General features: G+C 62.0%; 10 protein-coding genes. 4 read left to right on the forward strand and 6 right to left on the reverse strand.

Annotation, left to right across the window (positions count from 1 at the left end; genetic code table 11):
• On the forward strand, nucleotides 1-1,273 hold a 1,273-nt coding region (locus VMA09_09975), incomplete at its 5' end, for an alpha/beta fold hydrolase (protein ID HUA33920.1).
• A gap of 3 nt (nucleotides 1,274-1,276) precedes the next feature.
• On the opposite strand, the gene VMA09_09980 is transcribed toward VMA09_09975, so the two are convergent.
• Nucleotides 1,277-2,107: a hypothetical protein gene (locus tag VMA09_09980; GenBank protein ID HUA33921.1), complete on the reverse strand. Its 831-nt coding sequence runs from the start codon at nucleotides 2,105-2,107 to the stop codon at nucleotides 1,277-1,279.
• 156 nt (nucleotides 2,108-2,263) lie between these two features.
• On the opposite strand from VMA09_09980, the gene ppk2 reads away from it, so the two are divergent.
• On the forward strand, nucleotides 2,264-3,097 hold the full coding sequence (ppk2, locus tag VMA09_09985; protein ID HUA33922.1) for a polyphosphate kinase 2: 834 nt from the start codon (nucleotides 2,264-2,266) through the stop codon (nucleotides 3,095-3,097).
• 21 nt (nucleotides 3,098-3,118) lie between these two features.
• Nucleotides 3,119-3,799, forward strand: coding sequence for a 2-C-methyl-D-erythritol 4-phosphate cytidylyltransferase (gene ispD / locus VMA09_09990; protein HUA33923.1), 681 nt, complete (start codon nucleotides 3,119-3,121; stop codon nucleotides 3,797-3,799).
• A gap of 224 nt (nucleotides 3,800-4,023) precedes the next feature.
• On the opposite strand, the gene hemW is transcribed toward ispD, so the two are convergent.
• Nucleotides 4,024-5,172 carry a radical SAM family heme chaperone HemW gene (hemW, locus tag VMA09_09995; GenBank protein HUA33924.1) on the reverse strand — a complete coding sequence of 383 codons (1,149 nt, stop codon included), beginning with the start codon at nucleotides 5,170-5,172 and terminating at the stop codon, nucleotides 4,024-4,026.
• Between the two features lie 97 nt (nucleotides 5,173-5,269).
• On the opposite strand from hemW, the gene murJ reads away from it, so the two are divergent.
• On the forward strand, nucleotides 5,270-6,907 hold the full coding sequence (murJ, locus tag VMA09_10000) for a murein biosynthesis integral membrane protein MurJ (protein HUA33925.1): 1,638 nt from the start codon (nucleotides 5,270-5,272) through the stop codon (nucleotides 6,905-6,907).
• Here the strand turns inward: murJ and VMA09_10005 are convergent.
• From VMA09_10005 to VMA09_10020, 4 genes are all read right to left on the reverse strand, one after another.
• Complete coding sequence (locus tag VMA09_10005; GenBank protein HUA33926.1) at nucleotides 6,904-8,427, reverse strand: bifunctional heptose 7-phosphate kinase/heptose 1-phosphate adenyltransferase; 1,524 nt, start codon at nucleotides 8,425-8,427, stop codon at nucleotides 6,904-6,906. The genes murJ and VMA09_10005 overlap by 4 nt on opposite strands.
• 66 nt (nucleotides 8,428-8,493) lie before the next feature.
• On the reverse strand, nucleotides 8,494-10,041 hold the full coding sequence (locus VMA09_10010; protein HUA33927.1) for an acetolactate synthase large subunit: 1,548 nt from the start codon (nucleotides 10,039-10,041) through the stop codon (nucleotides 8,494-8,496).
• Between the two features lie 27 nt (nucleotides 10,042-10,068).
• Nucleotides 10,069-11,508 (reverse strand): amidohydrolase family protein, encoded by a 1,440-nt coding sequence (locus VMA09_10015; GenBank protein ID HUA33928.1) that lies wholly within the window; start codon nucleotides 11,506-11,508, stop codon nucleotides 10,069-10,071.
• A gap of 156 nt (nucleotides 11,509-11,664) precedes the next feature.
• Nucleotides 11,665-12,387 (reverse strand): hypothetical protein, encoded by a 723-nt coding sequence (locus VMA09_10020; protein HUA33929.1) that lies wholly within the window; start codon nucleotides 12,385-12,387, stop codon nucleotides 11,665-11,667.
• Between the last annotated feature and the right edge of the window lie 21 nt (nucleotides 12,388-12,408).

The following is a 12,408-nucleotide window of genomic DNA, read 5'->3' on the forward strand; positions in this document are numbered from 1 at the left end:
TCGGATGCGGCGGCTCTTCTTCCTTCTTCTGGTCCCAGCCATTCTCTTTGCTGCTCGATGCGACGCGAGCCAGGGCGCGATCGACAGATTCTTCACCGCGATTCAAAAGAACGACTTCGTCGCCGCGACCGATTGCCTAAACCAGAGCCTCAAGTCTGGCCTCTCACCACAGAGCCTCGAGAAGTTGTGGCTTGACGGCTATGCCAAGGAGGGACCGCTCAAGAGCTGGCAGGTCATTCATAGCGATCCGATTCCAGGCGGCCTCGAGCAGACCGTCAAGCTTCAGTTCGCCAAGACCGACGCCACCGCGAAAATCGCAGTGGCTTCGGAATCCGACCGTATCGCCTCGCTCTACTTCAAGCCAGCGCAATCGAGCATGCCGGCGACCTCGCCGCCCTATGCCGATGCATCGAAGTTTCGTTCGCTCGATGTGGTCGTAAATTCGCCGCCGGTTCATCTGCCTGGCACGATCACGATTCCCAACGGCAGAGGACCGTTTCCTGCGGTGCTGCTCGTCCACGGCTCCGGCACCCATGATCGCGACGAAACCGTCGGACCGAATCATATCTTCAAGGACATCGCCGAGGGGCTCAGCTCGCGGGGAATCCTGGTGCTCCGCTACGACAAGCGCAGCTTTATCCACTCAATCAGGATGACGACCGTCGATGCCGAGTTGGTCGACGATGCTGCCGCTGCGATCGAAATGCTGCGCGCGCGCGGCGACGTCGCGAAGGATCGTATCTATATCGTTGGTCATAGTCTCGGCGCGGAGCTTGCCCCTGACATCGCCAAGCGCGCGTGGCCCATCGCGGGAATCGTCATGCTCGCGCCGCCGGGGCATAAGCTTGAGCAGGTGATCGTTCAGCAGATGCGCTTTCTGAAAGAAACGTCGCCGACCGATATGATGAAAGTCGAGGAACAGGCCAATCGCATCTCAAAGCATCAGATGCAGCCCGACGAAAGTATGATGGGAGCGCCGGCGTCGTACTTCTACGACATGGACAATCGCAACGAGGTTGCCTTGGCCCGCACGCTCGACGTTCCTATCCTGATCCTGCACGGCACGCGCGATTACCAGATGACCGAGGACAACATCCGGGTCTGGCAAAAAGGGCTAAAGGGCGACGCCAAGGTGAAGATCGAAGAGCTCCCCGACCTCAACCACCTGTTTATCAAAGGCCACGGCACGCCCGATCCAGCCGAATACCAAATCCCCGGCCACGTCGATCAGAGTGTGATCGATCTGATCACGAACTTCATCGAATCGCGATAACGATCACTTGGCGGTGGGAAACAGCAATGTGAACTGAAAACGAATCATCCACTGCGGACCATCATCCGGCCGTTTGACGAAGTAGTATGAACCCGCCTGAAGGCTCAGCGATTGCTTGTCGATAGTGAATGCATCGCCGACGTCCCCGCCCACCGGAATCACCCATGCCTCGTTCTGCGCGGCGGTCCAGTCGTATGACATCGGCGGATCGGTTTGCACATACCATCCGCTGTCCCAGTTGTAGCTGAAGTCGGGCTCGATATACGTGTAGTTAACGCTGCCGCGGCTGCGATCTCCTGCGTATGACATCAAGTGATACGCGAGTACGCCCTCGAACCACGGCCCGTGGTCATATACTACCGCACCGGTCGGTCCCGCCGACCATCGTCCACTGCCCAACTCCTTACCCGTCGCAGTCGGATAAAGAAGTATCGGGCCGGCGCCCCATATCCATTCGTGCGCCTTGGCCGGCGAAAAGAAAAACGAAGTCTGAAAATCGTTTAGGCCGAATTGTTCGTGCGGGCTCGGGATGTAGGTAATCGTCTGACTGGGCTGCACGAACATATCCACCATGCTGTTGAGGTGGAACGGAAACAGAGGTTGAACGTTCACGGCCTCGCCGGCGTTGTGCTCCGGACCGACGCGAAAGCCGGTCGTCGCCTGGATCGGAATCTTGACGAAGTCCTCGAACGGATTGTGCACGCTCTTGGCCAGTTCCTGATCCGATATCGTCGGCTCAGCAGCGGGCGTCGCTTGCTGCGCGGAGGCCGGACCCGCAATGCACAGCGCCGAGCAGATAGCGATCAGGATTCCGAAGATAAAGCCCGCTCTCATTCGTGCGTCCGCGTGCAGAATGCTCCAAGCTGCCGCCGATCCACAAGTAGGTGATTGCTTCGCCCTGCTATCTCTGCGACACGAGCGATGCTAGATGCGGTCTTGGAACAGGTGGCTATTTCAAATTGAACCGAGGCCGCCGAGGGGACCGCGCCGATGGGCAAGAAGTCGAAGCACAAGAAAAACGCGAGGCAGGCTCCGAACGTCTCGCGCGAGCCGCTGGATCTCAAGGATTACGAGCGCGAGCTCGAGCGGCTCCAGGTCGAGCTGGTCAAGCTGCAGATGTGGGTCAAGGAGAAAGGCCTCAAGGTCGTGATCGTGTTCGAGGGCCGCGACGCCGCCGGCAAGGGGGGCGTCATCAAGCGCCTCACCGATCGCGTGAGCCCGCGCGTATTTCGTGTCCTCGCCTTGCCCGCGCCAACTGAGCGCGAGAAATCGCAGATGTATATCCAGCGCTACGTGCCGCATCTGCCGGCCGCTGGCGAGGTCGTGATCTTCGATCGCAGCTGGTACAACCGTGCCGGAGTCGAGCGCGTGATGGGCTTCTGCACGGATGAAGAAGTCACCCGGTTTCTCGAGGATTGCCCCGCCTTTGAGCATGCCTTGGTCGAATCCGGGATCATCCTCGTCAAGTACTGGTTCGAGGTGAGCCAGGAGGAGCAGACGCGGCGCTTCATGCAGCGAATCAAGGACGGCCGCAAGATCTGGAAACTAAGTCCGATGGACCTGGAGTCCCACCGTCTATGGTATGACTATTCGCGCGCGCGCGACGATATGTTGCTTGCTACTGATACCTCGTACGCGCCATGGTACATTGTCAATGCCGACGACAAGCGCCGGGCGCGTTTGAATTGCATCTCGCATCTACTGAGTATTGTTCCTTACAAAGAAGTAAAGCGCGATCCGGTCAAGCTGCCGAAGCGCCAGAAGCCTCACGGCTATGATGAGCCCAGGAACCGTAGCTACAATATCGTTCCGGACCAGCGTTGATTTGAAAGTCGCGAGCGAGAAATGAGGGCTTCTGCAATAATCACTGCGGCCGGCAGCGGCCAGCGTCTCGGACGCGGCGCGCCCAAGGCGTTCGTCAAGCTCGGCGGCCGCACGATGCTTTCCTATTCGCTTGCAAGCGTCGCATCAGTCCCGGGAATCGAGGAAGTCATCATAACCGTTCCGGCAGGGATGGAAACAGTCGCGAGATCGGAAACATCACAGATAAAGCTTCCAGTGAAGATCGTCGCGGGTGGCGCAGAGCGCCAGGATTCGATCCGCATCGCACTTTCATTCAGCAGCGCAGAGAGCGAGTTGATAGTAATCCACGATGCGGCGCGGCCCTTCGCAGACGCGCGTCTGTTCGATCGATGCCTCGAGGCGGCGAAGCGCTCAGGCGGCGCAATCGCGGCAGTCCCGGTATCCGACACCCTGAAGCGCGGCGAAAACGGCGCGATCATTGCGACGGTCCCGCGCGCCGGCTTGTGGCAAGCCCAAACCCCGCAGGCATTTCTACGCTCGCTGATAATAGCGGCGCACGAACGCGCAACGCGCGAAAAAATCATCGCGACCGACGACGCTGATCTCGTCGAGCAAATAGGCGCGCGAGTGGAACTGATAGAAAGCTCAACCCGCAATATCAAAATCACGACACCAAGCGATCTTGAAATCGCCGAAGCAATACTAACTTCATTACGCAGTTAGCCCTCCTCTCCGCCGATCCTCTCTCCTTATCCTAGGAGTGGGCAAGGGAGAGGTGCATCGCCACGCATTCGTCGCCAGCCTCATTCTTCAATCAACCAGATATTCGAAACCATGGTACTGAATCAAAGTCGATATTCGATCTATGCCAGCGCGAAACCTCTCCCTAGCCCTCTCCTAGGATAAGGAGAGGGGATCAGAAAATAAGGAGATTGGGAAATATTGTACTAGATAAATTCGGCGAATACTGAGTCTGCGAGTTCCAGGCCGCGATCGGTTAGATAAAGCTGCCCGCGATCGTTAATTAGCAGGCCGCCGTCTAGCAACTTGTCCGATTGTGTACCGAATGCGTCTTCGAACGAGCGGCCGAAGCGCGATGCGAATGCCCCGAGCGCGAATCCCTCGCGCAAGCGCAAATTGAGGAATACGAACTCACTTTCTGCTGTACGCGTATCGACGAACTCAGATCCGCCTTCAGCACTGCCGGAGTCCGAAATATCCCCGATGTATCGCGCAGGCAGCTTCGCGTTCCACCATCTTCTGCCGCCCGCGCCGTCGCGCGCGAAGCTGTGAGCGCCCGCGCCGATCCCGAGATAAGTCTCGGCGTGCCAGTAAGTCAGGTTATGCTGCGCCTCGCGTCCTGGCCGTGCGTAGTTGGAGATCTCATACATCGCATAGCCGCGGCGCGGCAGCTCCGAGCGGACCGCCTCGTACATCGCTGCCTGATCGTCGCCGAGCAGTGGCTTGATGCGACCGCGCTTCATGTCGGTGAAGAAGGCCGTGCCCTCTTCGAAAGTCAGGTTGTAGGCGGAGATATGATCCGGCTCGAGCGCCGATGCACATTCGATGTCATACATCACGTCGCTCAACGTCTGACCCGGCACCGCGAAAATCAAATCGAGATTGAGGCGCTCGAATCCCGCCCGATGCGCGAGTCTGGCCGCGTCACGAGTTTCCTCCGCCGAATGGATGCGTCCCAGGAATTTCAGAATCGCCGGGTTGAACGATTGCGCGCCGAAACTGACGCGATTGATGCCTGCCGCGCGCATCCCGGCGAGCTTAGTCGCATCGACGGTGCCTGGATTCGCCTCCAGCGTGATCTCTGCGCCGCTTTCGATTCCACATAAGCGGTCAGCGGCCTCGAGAATCTTGCCAATTGAATCGGGAGCAAACAGCGACGGCGTTCCACCACCGAAGAAAATCGTTCGGAGATTCTCGCCCGCAAATGGCCTCGCCGCCGCGCGAGTCTCGAGCTCGCGAATCAGCGCCGCCGTGTACTCTGCCTCGGGCCAGCTCGCGGCCGCATACGAATTGAAATCGCAGTACGGGCATTTCGCCTGGCAATACGGAATATGGATGTAGAGCGAAAAGCTCACGCGCGTATTCTATCGCGAATTTGCGCAACGAAGCTGCCGCCGCGAGATGCTACTCCGCGCCGGACGCGGTCGTTATACTCCCATCGGCAGGTCGATTTTGGCCGAAGTCGCAACCAATCCGATTCCACCAGGGCAAGGCTCGACGGCGAGCCGCGCCCCGAAGATCGCTCCGGGCGGCGCCAATCGCGCGGGCCTCGTCGCGGCGGGCGTGATGCTGAGCCGCCTGTCGGGCCTGGTCCGCGCGCAATTCTTCGCCCACTTCCTCGGCAACTCTGCTGCCGCCGACGCGTTCCAGGCCGGCTTTCGGATCCCGAACATCCTGCAGAACCTGCTCGGCGAAGGCGTCCTGTCAGCCTCGTTCATCCCCGTTTACAGCAAGCTCCTCGGCGAAGGCGACGAGGAGACCGCCGACATGGTCGCATGGGGAGTCGGGTCGCTGCTGAGTCTCGCCGTCGCGATTCTCGTCGTACTCGGAATCTTCGGCGCACCGTACCTTATCGATGTCATCGCGCCGGGATTCCAGGCGGACAAGCGCGAGCTGACGATTCACATTGTACGCATCCTGTTTCCATGCACCGGACTGCTCGTGATGTCGTCGTGGTGCCTCGGCGTTCTCAACAGCCATCACAAGTTCTTCGTATCGTATTCAGCCGGCGTGGCGATGAATGCCGCGATGATCGCAGCGCTTATCTACTACGGCCCGCGGCGCTCGCAGGACGGCCTCACGATCATGCTCTCGTGGGCGGCGATCATCGGCGCGATTCTTCAGATCGCCGTGCAGGTTCCGCAGATGATGGCGCTGATGCGCCGCTACAACGTGAACTGGCAGCGCATCGCGTCGCCACTTAAGTCGGTGTTCCACAACCTCACGCCGGTCGTGGCGAGCAAGGGCGCGGTCAACATCAGCGCTTACGTCGATACCGTCCTGGCGAGTCTGTTGCCGACCGGCGCGGTCGCCGCGCTCAATTACGGCCAGATCATCTACATGCTGCCGATCAGCCTGTTCGGATTTTCCGTTGCAGCGTCGGAATTACCGACGATGTCGCGCGCGGCTGCGTCTCCGGAGCAGATGGCCTCGATTCTGCGCTATCGCCTCGATCGCGGGCTCAAGCAGATCGCGTTTTGGGTCGTACCCTCGGCGGCCGCCTTCATCATCCTTGGCGACGTGATCAGTGCGGTGATCTTTCAGTCGGGAGCATTCAAGCACGCCGACGCGATCTACGTATGGTCGGTGGTTGCGGGCTCCGGCGTTGGCCTGCTGGCGGCGACGATGGGCCGGCTTTACAACTCCGCGTTCTATGCACTGTGGGATACGCGAACGCCGCTCCGCTACGCGCTCATCCGCGTCGCGCTGACGGTGGTGCTCGGCTACCTCTTCGCGATTCCGCTGCCGCACTGGATCGGGATCGATCAGAAATGGGGCGTCGCCGGCCTCACCGCCTCAGCCGGAATCGCCGGATGGGTCGAGTTCGTACTGCTCAGACGGGGCCTCAACCGGCGTATCGGATGGACCGGCCTGCACACCAAATTCCTGATGCCGCTGTGGGCGATGGCGGTGACGGCCTCGGCGATCGCGTTCTGGATCAAGCTGCACACTGCATTTCTTGGCGCGCGCATTGGCGGCCTCTTAGTTCTCGGAATTTTCGGATGCGTTTACTTCGGGCTTGCGTGGTGGTTCGAAGTATCGGAACTCCAACCCTACCTCGATCGCATCAGACGCCGCGCGAAGTCCTAAGCCTGCGTGCCCGCACGCATGCGTTCGATCGTATGCGACGTGCTTCGGCCGCCGAGCAGGGGAGCGAGCACGACGCGGCCGCCGCGCGACTCGACGAACGCTTGCCCATCGACGCGCTTGCCGCTCCAGTCTTCGCCCTTGATCAGAACGTCGGGCTTGATCCGTCGGATCGTCCGCTCGGCGCGCGTTTCGTCGAAGATCGTCACGTAGTTAACGGCCTCTAGCGCGGCCAGGATTCGCGCGCGTTCAGCCGCCGGATAGATGGGCCGCTCGGGACCCTTGAGCGCGCGCACGCTGCGATCGCTGTTGAGGCCCACCACCAGCACGTCGCCCTGCGCGCGCGCGAACGAAAGAATCTGGATATGGCCCGCATGGAGCAGATCGAAGCATCCGTTGGTGAACACGATCCGCCTGCCGGCGCGGCGCTCGCGATCGAGCGCGACGCGGAGCTCCTCGGCGGAGAGAATCTTGCGCTCGCTCAGGTCGTGAATCGGTCTCAACGCGCGCGACAAATCTTCGCGCGTGATGACTTCGGTGCCAAGCCGCGTCACCTCGATACTGGCGGCGATGTTCGCGATGCGCGCGGCAGACTGGTAGCCCAGTCCCGCGATGGTGAACATGCCGAACACCGACAACACCACGTCGCCCGCGCCCGTCACGTCGTAAACCTCGCGCGGCATGGTCGCGATATACGTGTCGTCGCCGTTTTTCTCGGCGAGGTACATGCCGTCGCGATCGAGCGTGATCAGGCACGCGTCAAGATCGAGCTTCTTCACCAGCATCTCGGCTGCCTTGCGCCACGCGTCGCGATCGAGCAGCCGGATTCCGGTTGCGACTTCGGTTTCGTAGCGATTGGGCGTGATCACACTTGCGCCGCGATAGATCGAAAAGTCTTCGGTGCGCTTCGGATCGACGATCACCGGAATTTCGTGCTGGCGGGCGCCGTCGATAATCGCGCGCAGAAGCGAGGGCGTCATTAGTCCCTTGTCGATATCGGAAATCAGCACGCCATCGGCGGATTTCAACTCGCGCTTGAATCGCGAAATAAGCTCGCGCTCGCGCACGGGTCTCAGCGGCGTCGGATCTTCCTCGTCGACGCGCAGAAGCTGCTGCGTGGCGCGATTTGCCGATTGTACCGATCCGAGCATCCGCTCCTTGACGATCGTCGGCCGCTCCGGATCGGTGAGCAGCGAGCGCGTCGCGATTCCAAGATCGCCGAAGATCTCGCGCAACATCCGCCCGTTCCGATCCGCGCCGACAACGCTGACCGCACTGACGTCCGCGCCGAGCGCGCGCAAATTGGCCATGACGAAACCGGCGTTGCCAGGTTTTTCCTCGCGCCGCTGCACGCGCAGCACGGGAATCGGCGCTTCGGGCGAAATGCGCGAGACGTCGCCCCACAGGTAACGATCGAGAATCACCTCGCCCGCGACGATGACGCGCAATGGTTTCAGCGCGGGCAGCTCGATCGCGCTGGGGTGCGAGTTGAGCGAGGCTTTGGCGGTGCTACGTCGAGCCATGATGCGCGCATCTTACGGTATCGCCCGCGGCCGGAGAAAGCGCGCGCGGATGCTCGAAGAGACCGCCTATCCCAGCATCAGCTCGATCAGCGCCGGACCGGGCGTGGCAAATGATCGTTCGAGCTCGATCACCAGCGACTCCGCCGAATTCACTCGCACCGCCGGCATTCCCATGCCGCTCGCCAGGTTCGTGAAATCGAGATCGGGATGACCAAGGTCAGTCAGCGAGCGCGCCTTGGGACCCGGCTCCTTGATTCCTGCGCGTGCGAGCTCGACCTGGAGAATTCGATAGCTGCGATTGTTGCAGAGTACCGTCGTCACGTTCAGACTCTCGCGCGCCTGCGTCCAGAGCGACTGAATCGTGTACATCGAGCTGCCGTCGGCTTGGAACGCGACCACGCGGCGGTCGGGACACGCGACTGCGGCGCCGGTTGCGCATGGCAATCCCTGTCCGATCGCGCCGCCCGTGAGCGACATGTAGCTGTGCGACGGTGAGTTGAACGACGCCGGGAAGAAAGGACCGCCGCTGGTCGCGGCTTCATCCATTACGATCGCGCCCTCGGGCAGAACGGCTGCGAGCGCCGCTCCCGCCGATGCGGGATTGAGCGCGCCGACTGGACGATCAACCCGCGCGCCGGTTTGCGGCAGCGATACCGCGACGGGCGCCGCGATTTCCGATGCGAGCGCTTCGAGCGCCGCCGGTGAATCGTCAATCGGCGCGCACAACTCTTCGACGCGCTTGCCCTCGGGAATCAGGCTGCTCGGTAGATTCGGATAGCCGAAGAATGCGACCGGCTTCTTCGCACCAGCGAGCACGATAAGGTCGTATGCTTTGAGCATTTCGAGCGCCTGCTCGGGAAAATACGGCAGGCGCTCAACCGCCGGCATCCCCGCGCCGCGCTCGAGTCTCGATGGGAACGTTTCAGCAATCAGCGCGCATCCTGACTTGGCAGCGATTCGCGCCGCCGCCATAAGACCACGCGCGCGCAACGCGAGGCCGCCGAGCAGCAGCGCCGGCTTCTTCGCCTGGCTGAGCGCGACACCGACGCGGCGGACGGCATCGGGCGCGATGGCTCTGAGAGCCGCCGGCGCGATCGGATGCGCCTCGCTCGTTGCGAGATCCCATTGGCAATCCGATGGAATGATTAGCGTTGCGACCTGGCCGGGTGCATGGCCCGCGGCTGCGATCGCCTCTGCTGTCGAGCTCGCGGCGGATGCCGCGGTGCGGACGCTCTTGACCCATCCTGAAACCGGCGTCGCGAGCGACACGATGTCGGAGCCGAGGGGAGCATCAGCATGCGCATGCCAGGTCGCGTGATCGCCGATTAGATTCACGATCGAGGAGCGCGCGCGCCGCGCGTTGTGCAAGTTCGCGATTCCATTGGCGAAGCCGGGTCCGAGGTGAACCAGAGTCAGCGCGGGCCGTTCAGCCATCCGCGAGTAGCCGTCGGCCGCGCCAGTCGCGACGCCCTCAAAGAGACACAGCACGGCGCGCATCCCTTCGGCCGCGTCGAGCGCCGCCACCAGCGGCATCTCGGTCGTGCCGGGATTTGCAAAACAGGTATCGACGCCCGCGGCGATCGCCGTGCGAATCAGGCTCTCGGCTCCATTCATGATGAAAAATCCTTGCTTAGTTCGGTTTCAGGCGGCGAGCCGCGTAAGTGCGCCCTCGACCACCGTGCCCTTGAAGAAATCCGGGTTGGCCTTCAGATGCAGTCGCGCCGGATAGGTGAAAACGAAATCGCGATAGTCGTCGGCGCTCAGTAACCCTTTGTCTATCAGCCGATGACTCTCCAGTAGCACGGTTGCGATATCGGGAACGTCCCAGTGGCCGATGTCGGAGCTGAAAATCGGCTGCAGCCGCGCCTTGAAGGGGTTCGCGCGCGCGTCGAGCGCGCGGAACACGCTCGGATCGTCGGCCTCACATCCGAAATAGAAGTTGCGGAACATCCGCTCGAAGTCGTGCTCGTCGCGCACCTGTGTGAGACGCCATTCGTCGCGATCGGCGTCGCGATCGTGCCGCCCGAGGCCCTCGGCATAGGCGTTCGACATGCCGCGCGCCGCGGACGCGTCGACGAACTCCGGGCCGCCATACTCGGCGAGCAACTCGTGCAGCCGCTTGCGATCGAGCTTCGACGGATCGTAGTTCACGAGGCCCTCGAGGTTGCGCTTTTCCCAATGCTCCTCGAGCGAATGAAGCAGGTCGCAGGCCCATCCCGCGCCGCATTCTAGAAAGCCGAACGCGAGATTCGGAAAGCGCGCCGGCACTCCGCCCATCACCAGCGAGCGGCACAGCTCGCCCTGCTGATAGGCGTGACCGCCGATGTGATTGAACATGTAGTTGCTCGGCGAGCGCCGCCCGAGCGGCAGGTACCTGAGGCCGACGCCGCCGTGCGAGGTCACGGCGAAGCCGAGCTCCTGGAAGCGGCGCCACAGCGGATCGTAATCGTAAAAGCTGTCGAGGCCGTAATTGTCGAAATACGATGCGTAGGGAAATGCTGCTGAATGTTCGGCATTGAGTGCCGGGATCGGGCGCGGGACGCCGGGCGGGACCATCGCAACCTTGAGGCCGAGCTTCGACGCTTGCTCAAGCTCCGAGATTGCCTCGTCGGGCGTATGCATCGGGATTGCCGCGGCGGGTGCGATGCGGTCGCGCAGGTCGGCGCTTATCTCCGCGTTCATCGTGTTGAGCGCGCGGCACGCGGCGCGCCGAACGTCGGCGTCGTGAATCGTAGGCAGCGCGAGGCCGAGCGTCGGGTAGAGGATGGCGAAATCGATGCCGAGTTCGTCGAGGCGGCGATGAAGCAGGCGCGGCGCCATCACGGTCGCGAGATCGTAAGCGTTGTTGCCGACGCCCCACCATGCGCCGCGCATCTCGCCGTGCTCGCGGTCGCCGCGCGATCCGGTCGGATGCTCGCGCAGCTCATGATGGTAGCGTTCGACGGTGTCGCGTCCGCCGATCTTCTGCAGGTAGTGATTGAAGAGAGGCGCCGGCTCGACAAGATGACCGTCGCCATCGATCACCGGATGGTCAAGCTGGGCGCGCAATCCGCGCACGCGCGCAATTTTGTCGATGTCCACGAATAATAACCTCGCGCAGAAGGATCGAATCCGGTGCTACCCCGCGCCAGTGAATCGTGTCAAGCCAGCGCCGCCTCTCCCGGCTTACGGCTTTCGCCTGCGGCGTCAGCCGCGGGCGAGGCTATTCATCGGACGAGCTGTGCAGAAGAAACTGGATTACGGCGTTGAGGTTGACGGGGGGGCGACCCTGATGCCGTAGGTGGTTTGGAGCTGGTTCATCTGCTCCTGCACTTTGGCGGCTTGATCGGGTTTGCCGTTGCGATTGAACTGGCGCTCGACCGCCTTTGCGTCGGATTGCATCGCTGCCACGGCGGCTTGGCTCGGTGGCGACATCGCCATCGCCATCGCTGCCGTCTGCTGCGTGATTTGCGAGAACATCTGCTGCATCTGCTGCGTGGTGGTCGATGGCTGCACGATGTTCGAGCCGGGGAACGCGCCCGACGCGTTCGAGAGTGCGCTCGCGAGGCTGCCCGGCCCGCGCGACATCATGATGAGCTGGACTTCGTACATATCCGTCGCGCCGTCGAGCCGCATCCCGGGCTGAGCTGTCGGGCTCATCGCATCCTGATTCAGTACTTCGAGCGAGGGAGTTCCGGGCTGCGCGTTGAGCAACATGATCGCGTCCTGGTGCACCTCTTTGGTGTGGTCGCCCTCGACCTGGAAGCTGACTTCCGTGTCGCCGTCGCCGAGCGGCGAGACTCCAGTCACCTGGCCGATCTGCGCCGCGCCGTGAATCACCGGATCGCCGGGGCCGACTCCGCCCGGCCGATCGAGCTGCGTCGTGAATTGCGCGGGTGGATTCGAGCACGCCGCGAGTGCGCCCGCGACCATTATCGCGAGCGCGAAGTGAATGCGCCGATGCGCCCGAATCCGAATCACCAGATTAATTTACGCCGCGCG

Source organism: Candidatus Binataceae bacterium, from assembly GCA_035508495.1.
Classification (GTDB): domain Bacteria; phylum Desulfobacterota; class Binatia; order Binatales; family Binataceae; genus JASHPB01.